Annotated in this window: 12 protein-coding genes and 1 CRISPR repeat array; of the genes, 10 read left to right on the top strand and 2 right to left on the bottom strand. The window is 53.9% G+C overall.

The features are described from left to right. Positions 1-42: 42 nt before the first annotated feature. The 10 genes from CS910_RS06980 (at position 43) to metG (ending at position 15,689) form a co-directional block, all read left to right on the top strand. On the top strand, positions 43-4,101 hold the full coding sequence (locus tag CS910_RS06980; protein ID WP_099210621.1) for an MMPL family transporter: 4,059 nt from the start codon (positions 43-45) through the stop codon (positions 4,099-4,101). A 118-nt stretch (positions 4,102-4,219) separates the two neighbouring features. Continuing rightward, the gene (locus CS910_RS11900; protein WP_158523821.1) at positions 4,220-4,393 is read left to right on the top strand and encodes a hypothetical protein; all 174 of its coding nucleotides are present in this window, start codon (positions 4,220-4,222) and stop codon (positions 4,391-4,393) included. Then, positions 4,381-4,833, top strand: a complete 453-nt coding sequence (locus tag CS910_RS06975) for a type II toxin-antitoxin system VapC family toxin (protein ID WP_099210619.1) — start codon at positions 4,381-4,383, stop codon at positions 4,831-4,833. The genes CS910_RS11900 and CS910_RS06975 overlap by 13 nt, the downstream gene beginning before the upstream one ends. Before the next feature lie 89 nt (positions 4,834-4,922). Beyond that, complete coding sequence (locus tag CS910_RS06970) at positions 4,923-5,801, top strand: AEC family transporter (RefSeq protein WP_099210617.1); 879 nt, start codon at positions 4,923-4,925, stop codon at positions 5,799-5,801. Positions 5,802-5,897: 96 nt separating this feature from the next. After that, positions 5,898-6,452, top strand: coding sequence for a hypothetical protein (locus tag CS910_RS06965; RefSeq protein WP_099210615.1), 555 nt, complete (start codon positions 5,898-5,900; stop codon positions 6,450-6,452). Positions 6,453-6,457: 5 nt separating this feature from the next. Further along, a complete protein-coding gene (locus CS910_RS06960; protein WP_099210613.1) occupies positions 6,458-6,907 on the top strand; it encodes a hypothetical protein in 450 nt (149 codons plus the stop codon). A gap of 33 nt (positions 6,908-6,940) precedes the next feature. After that, positions 6,941-9,493: a hypothetical protein gene (locus CS910_RS06955; RefSeq protein WP_099210611.1), complete on the top strand. Its 2,553-nt coding sequence runs from the start codon at positions 6,941-6,943 to the stop codon at positions 9,491-9,493. A gap of 3 nt (positions 9,494-9,496) precedes the next feature. Continuing rightward, positions 9,497-9,994, top strand: a complete 498-nt coding sequence (locus tag CS910_RS06950) for a hypothetical protein (protein ID WP_099210609.1) — start codon at positions 9,497-9,499, stop codon at positions 9,992-9,994. Between the two features lie 45 nt (positions 9,995-10,039). Then, positions 10,040-11,056 (top strand): M42 family metallopeptidase, encoded by a 1,017-nt coding sequence (locus tag CS910_RS06945; RefSeq protein WP_099210607.1) that lies wholly within the window; start codon positions 10,040-10,042, stop codon positions 11,054-11,056. Positions 11,057-11,171: 115 nt separating this feature from the next. Beyond that, a CRISPR array of direct repeats spans positions 11,172-12,894; the repeat unit is 30 nt; unit sequence CTTTCAATTCTCCTCGAGTCTTATTGCAAC. A gap of 575 nt (positions 12,895-13,469) precedes the next feature. Beyond that, a complete protein-coding gene (gene metG / locus CS910_RS06940) occupies positions 13,470-15,689 on the top strand; it encodes a methionine--tRNA ligase (RefSeq protein WP_099210605.1) in 2,220 nt (739 codons plus the stop codon). A 158-nt stretch (positions 15,690-15,847) separates the two neighbouring features. Here metG and CS910_RS12055 read toward each other — a convergent pair whose 3' ends face one another. Together CS910_RS12055 and CS910_RS06930 are read right to left on the bottom strand one after the other, a co-directional pair. Next, positions 15,848-16,840, bottom strand: a complete 993-nt coding sequence (locus tag CS910_RS12055; protein WP_223211939.1) for a helix-turn-helix transcriptional regulator — start codon at positions 16,838-16,840, stop codon at positions 15,848-15,850. Between the two features lie 2 nt (positions 16,841-16,842). Continuing rightward, the gene (locus tag CS910_RS06930; protein ID WP_099210603.1) at positions 16,843-17,739 is read right to left on the bottom strand and encodes a hypothetical protein; all 897 of its coding nucleotides are present in this window, start codon (positions 17,737-17,739) and stop codon (positions 16,843-16,845) included. Positions 17,740-17,856: the final 117 nt, after the last annotated feature.

The raw sequence follows: 17,856 nt of genomic DNA, 5'->3' as shown, positions 1-17,856 counted from the left end.
TGTTTAAAAAAGAAGTGTTGAAAGGCAACATAGGTGGTTATCATGGCGTGGAACGAGTGGGTTGTGAAGCACGCAAAGCTCATCGTCGCGGTGTGGATAGTTGTCATAGTGCTCGCGACACCGCTGGCGATGAAGCTCAGCAACGTCACCAACTACAGCATGAGTCAGTTCATGCCCAAGCACGTGGAGAGCATAGAGGTTCAGAACAATATGACAAAATACTTCCCGGGATTCTCACAGAACGACAATATGACGTACATAATAGTGACCAATATAAACGTTGGCAGTCCGAAGGCAAAGGAAGCCTACGAAAGATTTAAGACCGAGGCGAAGCCCTATGGGAGCAATTTCACGTCATACTACGATGCCATCGACCTGCTCCACAATAAGTCCTACGAGATAGCGCTCAACCTAACGAAGACAACCGCCAACCTCACCGGAATATTCTACAACGCCGCCCTCAACGCAAGCAACGCCTACAGAATGACCGTGCTCCAGGTGGAGAACCTCACCAACCAAGTGAAGGTCCTCAACGATACCGTTCCGGACCTGGCGAGGGCGTACCTTGCGCTCGAGGCCAACTTAACGACCCTCTACAACCAGAGCCTCGCCCTCAGGAAGGCGCTTAACCAGACTGACCTTGCCTACGTCGGGCTTCACCAGAACCTCACAACGGCGAGTGAGCAGCTGAAAAACCTGAACTCTACGATAGCGAGCCTCAACGTTGGCCTCTACAACCTGAGCGACGCCTACGCGAAGACCTACCTTGGCGTCCTCGGAACCTACGGTGCACTCGTTCAGGCGGGAGCCTATCAGAGCGGACTCAACGAAATGACTGCTCAGGCCATAGCGACCAAGCTCAGTGTTCCCGTTGAGTTCGTCTACGCGGTCTACAACGCGACTTATCAGGTCTACTCCGCCTACGGGACGGCGGCCATAACCGACGCGCTCCTTGCCAACGTCACGAAGGCCATGGTTCTGAGCCAGATAAGCGACCCAATGCAGAAGAGCCTCGCGGAGGCTTACTCGGTTGCGTTTTACAGGGGGATTCTTGCATTTGATAAGCAGGCTGGAAACAACTACGCCCTGATTCAGCTCGGCGAGAACGCGGTGGAGCCAGTTGAGAATATAGCGAGCAACGCCCTAAAGAACCTGCCGACAGTAATTGAGATGGCAGGTGGAAGCTATAGCGTCCCAGGCTTTGGCGAGGTTCCCGCAAAGACCCTTGCTTACATCGTAAACGTCTCGATAAGCCTCGGAAGAAACCCAAGCGCTCTGGCCGTTGAGAACGCCACAATCGAGGTCGCGAAGGCCCTTATGGCTGGCAGTCCGCTCCTTAAAATGCCCAACGCCGACGAGGTCCTGAGGACGCTCCTCGTCTACGGCCCGACTAAGGAGCTTGAGGAGAACCTCCTCGCCGGGGCACTGGCTGAGAAGCTTCCAGCAGAACAGAAGCCTCTGGCCAAACCGATTGCAAAGACGGTCGTTGCCTTCGATGCCAACGCCACCGGCGTTCTGGCGAAGAACCCGGCTTTGCTGAAGAAGGCAACCGTTTCACTGCTCACGGAGCTTGTTAAGGAGAGGGGAGTTGAGCTCCCCGAGAGCGTCATAAGCGAGGTCTACGATTCCAACGGAAACGTCGCGCCGATAGCTAAGGAAATCTTAATTCAGAAGACCGCCGAGAAGCTCAGGAACGAGAAAACCGCTGAGACCATTGTTAGCGTTGTTCTCAAGAACCCCGAGGAGCTCGCGAAGGGAGTCGGTGTGAAGGACGCCGTTAAGGAGATTATCGAGAGCCTCGCCGGAAACGCGCCGATAGACCTCGGAAAGGTTGTTGACGAGATTTACGCCGGAAAAGACGCCTATACGATAGCTTACGAACTCTTCGAGAATGGCGTCAACGAGAAGCTGTCCAAGATTAACGCCCCCGCCGATGTCAAGGAAACCCTGAAGGAGATAATGCTCGCCGTTGCGAAGGATTACCCCGCGACCGACTCCGACATTGAGGCCATAGTAAAGGAGAAGACCGCGAAGCTCGTCGAGAAGTTCGTTAAGGAAATCAACCTCGGAGTTCAGATAAACGTAAACGCTAACGAGCTCGTTGATATAGCCTTCAAGTTCAAGGATGACCCGAGCAAGATAACCAAGGAGGACGTTAAGCCGATAGAGGAGCAGATTTACCCGTCCATTTATAGCCTCGCAAAGAGTTACATCGGCATGCTCAAGAGCCCGGACAACACGACAATGCTGATAACGATGGTTCCAAAGAGTCTCGCCAACGTGAGCAACTTGGAGAAGCAGAGCAAGTTCCAGTACGAAAACACCCTCAAGGCCAAGGAGGTCCTTCTGAAGGAGATGAAGAAGTACTTCCCAGATGCAAAGGCCTACATCAGCGGAACGCCTGTTCAGACCTACGAGATGATACACTACGGTAAGGAGGACAACAACAAGACCACGAAGTTCAGCTTCGCCGGAGCTCTGATAGTGCTCTTCATAATCCTCGGCTTTGCGCTTCTCGCGACGCTCCTGCCGTTCACCGGTGTCGCGACGGCAACACTAACCGCCCTTGGAATCCTCTACCTGCTCGCTAAGGGAGACATCATCAACGTCGGCAGCTGGGCCCAGATGATTACCGTGACGACGGCCCTCGGACTGGGAATAGACTACTCAACCTACTACCTGCACCGCTTTAAGGAGTACCTCGCTGAGGGCTACGACCACAACAAGGCCGCGAGCGAGGCGCTGAAGAGGGCTAAGGATGCCGTCCTCGCGAGCGCCTCAACCGACATCATAGCCTTCGCGAGCTTCATACTCGCCTGGGAGTTCCCGATATTCAAGCAGATGGGTATCATAGCCCCAGTGGCCGTTATAGTCGTTCTCATCGCGAGCCTCACCTTCATCCCGGCCATAACGGCCCTCATAGGCGACAAGCCGATATTCTGGTGGCCGAGGCACATCAGGCACGTTCAGGAAACCAACGTGCACGAGGAGAGCAGAATCGCCAAGTGGTCAATCAAACACGCCAAGGCGGTCATACTCATATTCCTGCTCCTGCTCGCGCCGGCCGTTTACGCCTTCGCCAACTTCAACGGAACCCATGACGTCAAGCTCTTCCTCCCGAAGGACAGCGAGACCTACCACTTCCTTGAGGTGAGCCAGAGCAAGCTTGGAGCCGACGTCATGGGCGCAACCTACGTCCTCATCAAGTTCAACCACCCGGTTACCGATAAGGACCTCGCGACAATCAACCAGATTGTCAGGGACATCGAGAAGATTGACGGCGTCAAGTACGTCTACACCGTGACCCAGCCCTTCGGAAAGCCGGTCAACGCGAGCCTTGACAAGCTCAAGGCCATCGGCGGGGACAAGTACATCTCGACAACTGGAAACATGGTGCTCATAGAGGTCGTCAGCAAGTACGAGGCAACGACGAAGCCAGCCCATCAGATGGTCAAGGGGATTAGGGACCTCATAAAAGGCTACGAATCCAGCGGAAAGATAGCCAAGGGCATGGTCGGCGGTGGAGCCGCTTTGGACCTCGACCTCAGCAACCTCATAAACAACATATTCTGGCACAGAATCTTCCCAGTGGCGCTCGTGCTGATGTTCCTGTCCCTCATACCGACGCTCAGGGGAATTCCGGCGGTCATCTCGACGATGGCCACAATCGGCACCGGAGTGCTCCTCAGCATAGCGATATCCACGTGGCTCTTCCAGAAGGTCTTCGGCCAGGAAATCATGTGGTTCCTGCCCTTGATGGTCTTCATCGTGCTCATGGGAGTCGGCATAGACTACAACAGCTTCTACCTCGTCAAAGCCCGCGATGAGTTCGAGCGCCGTTCGCCGAAGGAGGCCCTCATAGTCGCGGCAGGAAGCATGGACCTCGTCGTCATCGGCCTCGCGGCGGTGCTGGCGACGACCTACGGGGCGCTGATGACCAGCTCGACTTGGGGAACGAGGGAGATAGGATTCGCGTTGGCCGCTGGAGTGCTCATAACGGCAACGCTCGCCGTGTACTTCCTCGGCCCGGCCATGATGAGCCTCTTCGGCGAGAAGGCCTGGTGGCCACTCCACAAGGCCGAGAAGAAGGAGAAGAAGTGACCCCCAACCCCTTTTCTTTTTGGTTTTGCCCATTCCGTTTCTCGTTTTGTTTCGTGAACGGACGTTTGGCAAGAATCCACGCGAAAGGTTTATTATCGTCTGGAGATTACTCCCACATATGAGTGAGATAGTTGTGAAAATACCGGACGGAGTAGATGAAAGGCTCGCAAAGCTCGCTATAGAACGGGCGCTGAAGAGGCTGAAGGTCGCCAACGAGACCTTTGGAACTCTCAAGCCGAAGAGAAACACCGACGAGCTTATCGCCGAGGCCGATGAGGCATGGACCGTGTGATGCTTGATTCTAACGTTATACTGAAGCATCTTTTCGGTGAGTGGAATATCTCCGAGCTTCTCGCTCTCACGGAGCCGTATTACAACGACATCGTTTATTCCGAGGTTCTGTACCTAATCATTCGAAATGAGACCGGTGAAAGGCCGTTCACACTCAAAAAGAAGCCGGAGCTTGTTGTTAAATCATCACCTGCTCTAAAGCCAGCTCTCAGGCTGTTTGAAGTTCTCAATTACTCCCTCATAAGTGAACACACGTTGTGGGAGGCGGAGGGACTCATTGAGAGTTATGGTCTCCTTCCCGGAGACGCCATAATACTGGCCAACTGCGTTGAAATGGGACTTGATGCTCTTTTAACGTGGGACTCAAACATCCTTAGGCTAAACGGCGAGATTCCCAAATACAGAATAACCACACCCGCTGAATACCTCCAGTCCCTGTAGAAAATCTCGAAACAGGCTCAGCACAATCCTTGGAGGATTTTAAGTTACGGCTTCGACACCCTTTTAAACGCTAAGTCGGAGCTTTCACCATGAACATCGCCGAGATGCTCGCGCTCATTGCTCTGGGCTACGTTCTCAAAAGGCTGATTAAATCAGAGAAACCTTTCGATTGCCTTCGAGTTCTCATAAACGACGTCCTCCTTGCACTCTTCGTCTTTGGCAACGTCGCGAGCAAGGATTTGTCCTATCTCCTCAGAATAAAGACGGTCTTCCTCTACGTCTTCCTCGTAATCAGCATGACCCTCTTTTCATCCTACCTCTACGGCCGCTTTAAGCTCAAAGACGACCCTTGGGCCGGCGCACTGATGGTGCTCTCGGTTTATCCAAACACGGCCGCGCTGGGCTTTCCAATGGCGAGCCTCTTCCTCAGCGACATAACGCCGGCGATACTCTACTCGACGACCAACTCGATGATAGTCATACCGATTGTGACTTTCATAGCGGCACACTACTCCAGCGGTGGCGCGAGCGTCAGGGAGAGCTTTCTGAAGGCCCTCAAGTTCCCGCCGACGCTGGCGAACCTTCTCGCCTTGGCACTCGTTATCGCGGGGGTAAAGCTCCCCGCCGGAATCATCGAGCCGGTAAAAACAATCGGCTGGCTCAGCATACCGCTCCTCCTCATCTACTTCGGCTCGAGGATAACGCTGAGGGCCTTCGACGTCAGAAAGCTCCTAGAGGTCGGAACCTTCAGGATTGCGATTCCTTTCGCCTTCGTTTTCCTCACCCTCCGCTGGGCCAGACCTGAAGTCTTCTACTCGGTTCTCGTCGAGGCGAGCATGCCCCCGGCAATAGCGGCCAACGCGATTCTGGCTCAATACCGGCTAAAGGCTGAGGAAGCGATAAGCGTAACCTTCGTGCTCACGCTCATCGTCATCGGGCTCTTCGTCGCCCTGCGCTTTCTGATTTGAGAATTAGGGTGCCCTAAGGAAAGGATAATATATCCCTAGCGCCAAGTTTGGTTAATGCATGCTTGGGCACCCTTTCGGTTCTTTGGAGGGTCCCCCATGAGGAAGGTACTCGCAGTGGCGGTCGCCCTTTTGATTGTTCTCGGGGCCGTCGCTGGAGCGGTTTACGCTGGATGCATCAGGGAGCCGGGGCGCGAGGTGATTCCAAGAAACGACGAGGATAGTCCCGACCCCGAATCCATTCTCATTAAGTTTCTTGAACGTCCATCCGATGAGCTTTTAAAATCCCGGATTGACGAGGAATCAAAGCCAAGGCTTCCAGAGGTTCACCCCACCGCGTTCACAGGTTCAATGGTTCCCCTGGGTGCCAACAGCCACCATGAACCTCAGTACCAGCGGACACTTCAAGCCAGCCGGTGGTGGGGAACCGAAGCCGCCCTTCTTGGCCTTCTCGTGGGGGCGTTTCCTCCGGCTATGAACTTTCTGGAGGTGGGGACGTCCTGTCGTTTCGTCCGTTGGTTTTACAAATGGAACGAAATGTTTTCTGCAACCGTTGAGGTCGTCGCATTTTGCGGCGGCTTTGCTGACCGCGTCCAAATCTTGAGATTGAGCTTTTTCAGTTTGAAAAGCTGGCTTGGGGAATTGCCGGGGTGAGTTAAATGGGGTTTATGGATTCCCTAAAGAGCGCCGCTTCAAGTTTTGTCAAGTCAATACGCCACAAGACCTTCAAAATACGAGCAGAAGAGCTCGCAGAGAAGTGGGAGAAGCTCAAACACTATGGCATTGAAATTGAAGCCCAGAGCGGCTACGGCGGGAAATACAATACCTCCGACTGGTTCATCATCGAGAACGTATCTGTCAAAGAGGTCGAGGTCGGGATACTCCGGAAGTCTAGGAAAAAGAAAATCCTCGTGGAGTGCTACCGGGAAACAGAGCCCTACGATGAATACGAAGAGGAAGAGGAGGATAGGGGATGGTTCGACTACCGCAGGGAGGACACCATCGAAAGAAAGAAGCTAACTTTCTGGGAGGGGGACAAGGTCAAGATTCGTATGACCGAGGCCAACTACGAGAAAATGCTTGAGAAGGAGGGCCTGATTGTGGGCTAGCCGGCCCTTGTCGTATCTCTGGAGGTGTGTTGTATGAGAAAGGTTCTCCTCGTGCTGGCAATGGTCGCCGTTGTACTGGTGGCCGGTTGTATGGGGGGAACGACGGAGAAGCCCACATCAAGTGAAGGCGGAACGGCGATTGCAACCTCCTCATCGGCCACCCACGGGGCAACCGGCGGAAGTCAAACTACCTCCAGCGGCACCGCAGAGACCTCAACAGGGCCCTCGGGAACGGTAACGAGTCTTGAGGAAATAGCCAGTCTGGGCCACGTCGAGCTGTTCAGAGGAAACGGCGTGGGAATAAAGGTTTACGTTGAGGGTTCCTCGTGGGTGAGCAACGGCAACGCGTACAACACGCGCTTTGACTACGCCCCGATGTTCTACTCCGGCGGAAATCTCTACGTCTATCAGTATGCCGATGAGAGCTTTTCCTACGCCTACGAGGACGGCACCCTAAAGGCGTACCCATTCATCGTCCTCGCGATACCCGTCAAGGGAGTGGACTTCATCCTCGGAGGTCCCTCCGGCTCGATACTCGTCGTGTCAGACGATGGAACCCTACACTTCATCTCCTACGACACCGACGAGTACCAGAAGTGGCCGGAGGACAAGCCAAAGATAGCGTACTTCAAGAAGATAAAGGTCCACGAGACATGGAAGCTGGGAGTTGAGAACGTCGTTGCCGGCTCAGACGGAAGCAATGAGTACGTCTACTACGTCGCATGGGGTGGAAACAAGGCCTACGTCATTGGGATGACCGCAGAGGAGGCGCTAAAACTCGCCCGCGGGGATGGGAGCAAGCCCCAGGCACGGGAGTTCACGTTTGATTCCGGGATAAAAGACGTTCTCATCGGGGACGACGGAATCTACGTCCTGAGTGGAGGGAAGCTCTACATCATCAACATCGCCGACGGACCGGGAAGCCTCGGTATCACCGAAACGGTTGATGCCGCCGGCGCGGGACAGATGTCGTTGGACACGGGCGAGAACTACGACTACGTGGCGCTCTACAACGGAAGCACCGTCCTCGTGATGAGGGCCTCCAAAGGAAGGGTAAAGGAGAAGGCAAGCTACCCCCTCACGGGCTTTGAAAGGGTTCAGGTGTACGTCAGGTCGGGCGACATCGACGTAACCGCCGTTAAAGGAGAGGAGATGGTCTTCTACGACGTCAGTCTTGGAAGCAATAGCCTCGAGCGCATGGGCTACGTCGAGCTCCCTGCGGCGGCGAAGTGGTTTGAAGGCTCCTACCCCTACGCTGGCGCAACGGTTGTGCTCTGGGACGAAAACGGCAACTACTACAAGTTCGCCGCCAATCTAACGACTGGCCAAGGCGGCGGAACGCCGGGGAGCTCAAACGAAACTGGAACCTCTGAAACCTCCGGGGGCTCTGGAACAGAGAACGGCTCCGGAGGAACCGAAACGGAAACTTCAACTCAATCAACTTCTACCCCATCGACATCAAACAACTCAGAGGGCAGTCTAAAATACTTCCTCGAGAACGCCTACACCGTTGAGGGTTTCGTCTACACCAGGGAAGGTCACAGCTACCGCGGAATAAAGATAACACCAAAGCTGGGCAGACTGTACTACTTCCCATACGGCTACGACTCAGTCATCTTTCTGGTCTACGGGGACAAGGTTCTCAGTATAGTCCCCTGGGACTCAGACTTCCTCGACGGAACGACCGATAAACCCAGTATCGACCCCTACGACACGGGTGCCGTTGACTTAATCTTGCTCCCCGCGAAGGCGAGGCTCTACTACTCTCTTCCAAATGGAGACTACGCCGCAATGGTGGACCAGAAGGAGAGGCTCCACGTTCTCATGGGTTTGGAAAGGCACATCGGAGACGAGATTGAATGGTACACTTTCATGAGCGACGCCGTTTACAACTTCAACGCCTCTGGAATAGTTGCCCAGAGCTTCTGGTCGAACTACCTGGTCTTCGCATGGAAGGGGAGCGAGCTGAGGGTTTACATCTACGATTCGGACACTGCCTCCAAGATGTGGAACGGTGAAGCGAACGTAACGGTCGAGCCGAAGGTTTACAGCCTGCCCGGAAGGATAAAGGAGGTCAACCCCTACATAGCAGACCAGTTCGTCGTCGTTCTAACCGACGAGGGCACCTATATCCTCCCCAACCCCGTCGGACGCTACAAGGACGACACAAACGTTTACCGGATTGATGGCCGCGTGGACCTAATCGGGGCCTACCACTACTGGTACCTCAACGAGCTACTAGCATACTCGAACGGCAAGCTCTACGGCCTCGCGCCGGACTACTCGGACGGCAAGGTGAGCGTGGGGAAGGGGCCCTATGCAACGGTTCCTGGCGTAGTCGGCCTCTACGGGGCCAACGACCAAGATGAGTTTATAGCACTATCGCTCAGCGACGGGACGCTAGCGGTGTATCAACATGTTTGGAACGACCAAAAACAGGGCTACGAGTTCGCGTTCAGGAAGAACCTGTACCTCCCGGCGCCACTGGTGAGGCTGACCTTCGACTACAGAACCGACATAAAGTGGACTCGGATTCTGGGCCTTGGAACAGATGGTTCGTTCTACAACTTCGAGGTGAGGTGGTGACCTATGGAAGCCCAGCTGATAGTCCCGGTTCAGGAGATAGCGAGGGGAAAGCCCAAGTTCGGGGTCTGGGCGGTCATCGGGGAGAAAGTTTACTATATTAGGATGCGGGAGGGAACGTGGGGCGATGCGCTCAAGAGGGGGCTCATTTACGGGGGAGCCTACATTTCGATTTACACCGCGGCGAGGGCCAGAACCGAGTACGAGGAGGCAGTAGAGAGGTACCTCTCCTCCCTCGAACTTCCAAAGGACTTCGTCGGACGCGCTGATGAGTACGCAAAGGAGAGCGCGAGGAGCTTCGTGGCGAGAATTGAAGAGACCTCGGTCAAGCGCGGAAAGGGCTTCCTCGGCAACGAGGCCAACGGACAAACTCCAGTCGAGCTTAAGGCCCCGAACGGCTCGGTGAGGTTCTATGTTGCCACTGAAACCTTCGAGAAGGTAAAGCCCAAGCTCCAGACCCTGCCCTTTAGGGAGTACAAGGAAGCAAGGCTCTGGGTGTTTTGAGATAAGTTTTTATCCCTTTCGATTTCTCTTTTAATGGTGGTTCAGATGGAGCGCGTCGTCGAGATTCTGAGGGAGATTCTGGAGATTCCATCCCCAACTGGATACACGAAAGAGGTCCTCACACACATTGAGAGAAAGCTGGACGAAGCCGGAATAAAGACCCACTACACAACCAAAGGTGCCCTTCTTGCCTACAATCACCCGGAGCCGGAGCTTGTCATAGCGGGCCACGTGGACACACTCGGCGCCATGGTCAGAGGCATTCTTCCTGATGGACACTTGAGTTTCACTCGGGTTGGGGGGCTGCTTCTGCCAACGTTCGAGGGAGAGTACTGCACGATAATAACCCGCTCTGGGAAGCGCTACCGCGGAACGCTTCTCCTCAAGAATCCGAGCGTCCATGTTAACAAGGACGCGAGCAAGAAGGAGCGCAAGGAGGAGAACATGTACATCCGCCTTGATGCCGAGGTAGAGAAGAAGGGGGATACTGAGAAGCTCGGTATAAGGCCCGGCGACTTCATAGCCTTTGACCCCAAGTTCGAGTACGTGAACGGCTTCGTTAAGGCTCACTTCCTTGACGACAAGGCGAGCGTTGCGGTCATGATTGACCTTCTCCTCGAGCTGGCGGACGAGCTCGAAAAGCTTCCGATGGCGTTCTTCTTCTCGCCCTACGAGGAGGTCGGCCACGGAGGTTCCGCTGGCTATCCGCCAACAACAAGGGAGCTTCTCGTCGTCGACATGGGCGTCGTCGGCGAAGGAGTTTATGGAAAGGAAACGGCGGTCTCGATAGCGGCGAAGGACTCGAGTGGGCCCTACGACTACGAGATGACGACAACACTCATCGAACTGGCGGAGAAGAAAGGGATTCCTTACGTTGTCGACGTGTTTCCCTACTACGGCTCGGATGGCTCTGCCGCCTTAAGGGCCGGCTGGGACTTCCGCGTTGCACTCATTGGACCCGGCGTCCACGCGAGCCACGGGATGGAGAGAACGCACGTCAAGGGCCTTCTCGCGACGAAGAACCTCATAAGAGAATACATCGAAGAGCGCTTCAGCCAGTGAACACTTGCTAGAGCAGCTAACAGCTCCCAGCCTTTTAGTTTTTTCAAACCAAGTTCTTTTAAGGTCTCATTGCAACCTTTCAAACCCCTCCACCAACCTACTTGGGGTCGACCTCCTTTCAATTCTCCTAGAGTCTTATTGCAGCTACCGTCTACTACAAGGTCAAAGTCTTCTATGACGACTTTCAATTCTCCTAGAGTCTTATTGCAGCCCGGCCTTCGCTGGGAACTTGCCGCACGTATCAGGGATCTTTCAATTCTCCTCGAGTCTTATTGCAACCTGACTTTCAATTTTTACTCTCAGAACGGCACTCACCTCTTTCAATTCTCCTCGAGTCTTATTGCAACTTAAGACTGCGGTCATTAGCATTACCTCAGATTTCTCCTTTCAATTCTCCTCGAGTCTTATTGCAACCTTTAAGCGGACGGCTTTCGTGATGTCGTCGGTTTTCTTTCTTTCAATTCTCCTCGAGTCTTATTGCAACCTCTCTTCTACTATGTAAACTACGGGTTCCCGTGTGAAGCTTTCAATTCTCCTCGAGTCTTATTGCAACGGAGCACCTTCGAGGAGGCTCGCGAGGGTCCAAAAGCTTTCAATTCTCCTCGAGTCTTATTGCAACCCACACTTCTCGGGAACAAAAGATTACCTTACCCAGAGCTTTCAATTCTCCTCGAGTCTTATTGCAACTTGTTCGATTGCGAGAGGAGTAATAGTAGACGTCCCACCCCTTTCAATTCTCCTCGAGTCTTATTGCAACACAGGAAACGGTTTCCTCAACCAGAACTACACAAAAAAGCTTTCAATTCTCCTCGAGTCTTATTGCAACAGCCAACTGGTATGGCTTCCTGAACCACGTAACCGCCTTTCAATTCTCCTCGAGTCTTATTGCAACACGTTCTGATGAGTCTGCTGCGCCTGCGCAATGGCCTCTTTCAATTCTCCTCGAGTCTTATTGCAACTTTGGTCAGGTGGGAGATGAAGGCATAACGAAGAGCGCTTTCAATTCTCCTCGAGTCTTATTGCAACCTTCCCGCGTGCGGTGGTTAATGAGGTTATCCCGCTTTCTTTCAATTCTCCTCGAGTCTTATTGCAACGTCTCTCTTGGGGGATCTCTTGGGGGACGAGGAGGTGCTTTCAATTCTCCTCGAGTCTTATTGCAACAGAACACCTTGTTGGGGTCGCTTTCACTCACAGCGTTCTTTCAATTCTCCTCGAGTCTTATTGCAACCTAAGTATTACTCCAGGACCAGCGTTGTGGCCGGCATATGCCCACCTTTCAATTCTCCTCGAGTCTTATTGCAACCCCGTCCGTGAGTGGCGGGGAGTAATGAACCGGCGGACTTTCAATTCTCCTCGAGTCTTATTGCAACGCCTAATCATCTCTATAAGTTCCCGTCCCTTCTTCAGCTTTCAATTCTCCTCGAGTCTTATTGCAACCCTAATCAGCAATAATACGCTCAGCCCAAGCAATAAGCTTTCAATTCTCCTCGAGTCTTATTGCAACCTTGAGAAGCTGGAGGATATTGTTAGACTCCTTGACGACTTTCAATTCTCCTCGAGTCTTATTGCAACAAGCGCGGTGGACGAAGCCAAAGACCTTTTGGGCATCTTTCAATTCTCCTCGAGTCTTATTGCAACACTACCTCGCTTTCTACATAACCGCCGAGGACTTCAGCTTTCAATTCTCCTCGAGTCTTATTGCAACAAAAGGCCACGGTGTATGGGAGGAGGATTAAGAATCTCCTTTCAATTCTCCTCGAGTCTTATTGCAACAAGGGTGCCCCTGTTGAGCGTGTAGCCAACTGGTACTTTCAATTCTCCTCGAGTCTTATTGCAACAGGGCGCGAAATTCATTCTTTCGCCCAACAGAAGGAGAAGGACCTCCCAATATTTAAGCCTTTCTGGAAATATCCTCTCATCGGGGCAACATCGCGCTACCTAAGGGGAGCCCCCACATAAGTCGAAACAGGTTTAGACGCCACATTGTAGGGACCCTTTGCGATTTTCAAGCACTAGAAATCTCTCTAATTTCTGTTTAAACCATCTTCTTCGTTTATTCGAGTAAATAATCGGATTTCAATGGGGTTCCTCCTGAAAAAACGGCTCTGCGGGCGTTATTGCACTTTCCGAAAAAATTTCGTGACATTTGATAGAAAATTTGAAACATTATGTCCCATTCTTGAATTTGTAAAATTCGATTTCCAGCCGTCCCTCTGGCTCTCTCTTTTCGAGTTTTCCCTTTTAAAGGGGCCTTTCGGGTCTTGGCCCTTTCTCATCGTGGTGGCCCGGAGGAAAGTGCAGGCAGATTTTATATCAAACCATACATATTTCTCCAACAACTTAATAACCCATCGTAATGTTTAAAACCCGCAGGTCTTATAAGCGCCGGGAACAACGGCCATCGGTGGTTGAAATGGTGCGCTACATGGTAACCTCGGCACTCCCTTACGCGAACGGGCCGATTCACGCGGGCCACCTGGCGGGAGCGTATCTCCCGGCAGATATATTCGTTCGCTATCTCAGACTGAAGGGCGAGGAAGTGCTTTTCATCTGCGGAACCGACGAGCACGGAACTCCGATAACCTTCCGCGCGCTCAAGGAAGGCAGAAGCCCGAGGGAAATCGTCGACGAGTTCCACGAGCACATAAAGACGACCTTCGGGCGGGCAAAGATAAGCTTCGACTACTTCGGCAGGACCGAGCTACCGGTGCACTACAGGATAAGCCAGGAGTTCTTCCTCAAGGCCCTTGAAAACGGCCACCTCGTCAAGAAGGTCACCAAGCAGGCCTACTGCGAGCACGACAAGATGTTTCTCCCGGACCGCTACGTCATCGGAACCTGCCCCTACTGCGGTGCCGAAAACCAGCGTGGCGACCAGTGTGAGGTCTGCGGAAGGCCCTTAACGCCGGAAATCCTAATCAACCCGCGCTGTAACATCTGCGGCAACCCGATAACGTTCAAGGACTCGGCCCACTACTACATCAAGATGGGGGACTTCGAGGAGAAACTGAAAAAGTGGGTCGAAAGCCAGCACTGGAAACCAAACGTCAAGAACACCGTTCTCGGCTGGATTAACGAGGGGCTGGAGGAGAGGGCCATAACGCGCGACCTCGACTGGGGAATCCCGGTCCCGCTCGACGACGAGGACGTTAAAGGGAAAGTCCTCTACGTCTGGTTCGAGGCCCCGATAGGCTACATCTCCATAACCATCGAGGCCCTCAAGCGCGCCGGAAAGGAGAAGGAGTGGAAGAAGTTCTGGCTCAACCTCGACGGCGAGACGAAGGTTATACACTTCATCGGCAAGGACAACATACCCTTCCACGCGATATTCTGGCCGGCGTTCCTGATGGCCCACGGCAAGTATAAGGACGAGGAAGTCGAGGCTGACTGGAACCTGCCCTACGACATCCCCGCCAACGAGTACCTCAACCTCGAGGGCAAGAAGTTCTCAACGAGCAGGAACTGGGCAATCTGGGTGCACGAGTTCTTAGATGCATTCCCAGCCGACTATCTGCGCTACTACCTCACCGCGATAATGCCCGAAACTCGCGACAGCGACTTCAGCTTCGCCGACTTCAAGGTGAAGATAAACGAGGAGCTGGTGAACAACCTCGGCAACTTCGTTCACCGTGCGCTCACCTTCGTGAACCGCTACTTTGACGGGATCGTGCCGGAGAGGGGCGAGCTCAACGAGCTGGACAAACAGGCTTTCGAAGAAATCCAGAAGGCCTTCGAGGAGGTCGGCGAGCTTATAAGCCAGTACCGCTTCAAGGACGCGCTCAGGCGCGTCATGGAGCTGGCAATATTCGGCAACCGCTACTTCGACCACCAGAGGCCCTGGAAGACGGCAAAGACCGACCGCGAGAGGACTGCAACCACCGTGAACGTCTCGCTCCAGATAGTTAAGGCCCTAGGAATCCTCCTTGAGCCGTTCCTGCCCGATGCCGGCGAGAAGATATGGCACCTGCTCAACCTTGAGGAGCTCAAGCGCTGGGAGTTCACCGAGATTCCAGCGGGCCACCGTGTCAGGAAGGCAACTCCGATGTTCAGGAAGGTCACCGACGAGGACATCATCTACTTCATCCTCAACTACATAGCGCGCGGAAACCCGGAGAGCGCGAGGGTACTCCTCGACAAGTACTACAAGCGCGACGATGTCGTGAAGGTCGCCCTTGAGCGCTTCAAGAACAGGGAGGAAGCTTTCGCAATCCTTAAGAGCGTCTACGGCGAGGAACTCGAGGTCAAGTCCGAAAAGCCCGGGAAGGCCTCGAAGAAGGAGAAGGTGAAGAAAAAGGAGGGTGGAAAGATGTACTACGTCAGCTTTGACGACTTCGCGAAGCTCGACCTCCGCGTTGGAAAGATAATCGAGGTCAAGGACCACCCGAACGCCGACAGGCTCTACGTGGTGAAGGTCGACCTCGGAGACGAGGTCAGACAGCTGGTGGCTGGCCTTAAGAAGTACTACAAGCCGGAAGAGCTCCTCAACAAGACCGTCGTCATCATAGCGAACCTCGAGCCCAAGAAGCTCCGTGGTGTCGAGAGCCAGGGAATGCTTCTGGCCGCTGATGACGGCGAGAACGTGGCTTTACTGATGCCCGACAAGGAGGTAAAGCTCGGCGCGAGGATTAGGTGAACTTTTTCCCTCCTTTTGTTTGTGCTCTTCACTCTTCAAATCCACTCTTTAGACGGTTATTGTGCTTCTGAAGGTCAACGACAAAAGTTATGGTGCGGGTATTATACTCGGCCAACAACTTTTCATAAAAGCAGAAAGGTTCCAGAGAGGCCGGCACCTTAAAGTACCAGCTCCACCCAGTTCTCCTTCCCCCTCTTATAGACACGCACGAGGCCCCTCTCCTCGAGGCGCTTGAACATCCTCCAGGCAGTCGTCTTCGGAATCCCGAGTGCCTTCCTGACGTCGGCCTGCTTGGCCTTTCCGCCCTGGTCGTAGACGTAGAGGAGCGCGTTGATTTCCTCGTCGGTAAGACCCATCGCTTCAAGCTTTTCCTTGAGCTCGTCCTTTGAGATTGGAAGACCTCCCGGGTGTTTCCTGTTCCTCGCCCAGTATGCAACCGCGGGAATGCCCACGACCGCCAGGAAGCCGATTATCGGGAGCATGTTCCTTCCGCCGGAGGACGCGGGAGTGCTCGGCTCGCTGGGGGTGGTGCTCGTTGAGGGAGTTGCTACTGGTGAGGATGTGCTTGAGGTCGTGCTCGGGGACGTTGATGACGTGCTCGACGTGGTGGTCGTGGTGGGTGTTTGAGTGGGCGAGGGGGATGACGTCGTTGATGTCGTCGGGGGCGGGAGAATGTAGGAGACGCTCTGGTTGCCCGGGGGCATCGTTATCGAGTTCGAGGTTATCGTGAGGGGAACGTCGCTCAAATCAACAACAACGGCACCGGGCGGGAGCTTGATTGTAACGGGGTACGGGAAGCTGTAGGTCAGGTTCCAGACCTTTCCCTCCTTTGAAGTCAGGGAGTCGGTGAAGTAGGTAACGGTTATCCGGGTGGTTGAGTTGAGGACGTAAACCGTTAGAACGCTCCCGTTCTTCTCAAAGAGGAGCGGTTTTCCGTTCTCGTCCAGAACGGAGAGGCCTGTAACGTTCTCGCTTAGAAGGGGCACCTCGACGGCCACGGAGTAGTTTGGAGGGGTGAGAACTTCGGTAACCTTAGCGTAACCGCTTGTGTAGACTGAAACTTCAACCGATTTTATTGATTGGGCAGCCACGTGAGGGGCGAGCAGGAGAACCACAATCAAAAGCATCGGGCACCTTTTCACCGGCTTCACCCCTATCCCCTGCCGCGGTGGGTGCTGGTCTCGTTCTTCTCGGGAGTTTGGGTCATCCCCGAACTCGTCTGGTTGTTGGGAGAGACCTCCGGATGAGGCTTCTCTTTCTTTCCGCGCCTGTGTCCCCTGAGGGTCTTTGAGAGAACCTTATCCACGTCCCGCAGGACCTTTAAAACCTCACCGGAATTCCCAGTCTGAATAGCCTCCAGAATCTGCTCTTTTAGTGTTATTGCCTCCGTTTCATTTAACCTGCCACGTTCAACGAGCTCGTCGAGCATACGGAGCTGGATTTCAGCCATCTTTGGGGCGGTTTTCCTGAGGGAATCCCCCACGGCAAGTTTGATTGCCCGTTCAAGCCCTTCCCGGGATGTACGCAGGAAAGCCACCTTGTGGGGAAGGTCCTGAGTATCGTTCTCAGCGAGGCTCTCCTTAAGCCCCTCGTACACCTTGAGTGTTTGGTTGTACTCGACCTCAACACTCTCAAGGTCCCTTCCGCTGAGTTCTCCCGAATCGATGAGTTTCTTGGCATACTCAAGGACGTTCGCTGTGATTGCCAGCTCAGTCTCAGCGACCGAGACCCAGTCCTGCGTCATGTTCTCCTCCCCCGCTGTTTTGCAGTATTCGAGCGCGGAGCGGTACAGGTCCATTGCCCTAAGCGCTTCCTCGGCACTCTCGTTGTAGTTCCCTGCCCTGTACAGCTCCCAGGCCTTTTCGCGAAGGGCATCAGCCTGCTCGGAGGTGCAGTTGACGGAATGGGTGTAGTTGGCGAGCCGGTCCAGTGCAAGGAGCAGTCCGTTTGCTCTCGTTGATGCCGAGACGGTCTCGGAACTAACCCCGCCGACTGCCGGGACAAGTGAGACGAGCAGTATTCCGATAATCATGAACGCGATTCTCCTCACAATTATCACCGCTTTAAGTTACGGCTCATCCCTAATTAGGGAAGCGGTGGAACAAAGGACTTAAAACGTTTCCGCAAGTTCCTTTCGATTTCAGGCGGATAGAATTAGGGGCGAGGG

Origin of the sequence: Thermococcus henrietii (assembly GCF_900198835.1) — an archaeon.
Classification (GTDB): domain Archaea; phylum Methanobacteriota_B; class Thermococci; order Thermococcales; family Thermococcaceae; genus Thermococcus; species Thermococcus henrietii.
This window is presented reverse-complemented; position numbering and strand designations above follow the sequence as displayed.

Excerpts from the sequence above, each read along its gene's own strand:
- CS910_RS06980 (WP_099210621.1), top strand. The coding sequence starts at position 43 with ATGGCGTGGAACGAGTGGGTTGTGAAGCACGCAAAGCTCATCGTCGCG.
- CS910_RS11900 (WP_158523821.1), top strand. The coding sequence starts at position 4,220 with ATGAGTGAGATAGTTGTGAAAATACCGGACGGAGTAGATGAAAGGCTC.
- CS910_RS06975 (WP_099210619.1), top strand. The coding sequence starts at position 4,381 with ATGGACCGTGTGATGCTTGATTCTAACGTTATACTGAAGCATCTTTTC.
- CS910_RS06970 (WP_099210617.1), top strand. The coding sequence starts at position 4,923 with ATGAACATCGCCGAGATGCTCGCGCTCATTGCTCTGGGCTACGTTCTC.
- CS910_RS06965 (WP_099210615.1), top strand. The coding sequence starts at position 5,898 with ATGAGGAAGGTACTCGCAGTGGCGGTCGCCCTTTTGATTGTTCTCGGG.
- CS910_RS06960 (WP_099210613.1), top strand. The coding sequence starts at position 6,458 with ATGGGGTTTATGGATTCCCTAAAGAGCGCCGCTTCAAGTTTTGTCAAG.
- CS910_RS06955 (WP_099210611.1), top strand. The coding sequence starts at position 6,941 with ATGAGAAAGGTTCTCCTCGTGCTGGCAATGGTCGCCGTTGTACTGGTG.
- CS910_RS06950 (WP_099210609.1), top strand. The coding sequence starts at position 9,497 with ATGGAAGCCCAGCTGATAGTCCCGGTTCAGGAGATAGCGAGGGGAAAG.
- CS910_RS06945 (WP_099210607.1), top strand. The coding sequence starts at position 10,040 with ATGGAGCGCGTCGTCGAGATTCTGAGGGAGATTCTGGAGATTCCATCC.
- metG (WP_099210605.1), top strand. The coding sequence starts at position 13,470 with ATGGTGCGCTACATGGTAACCTCGGCACTCCCTTACGCGAACGGGCCG.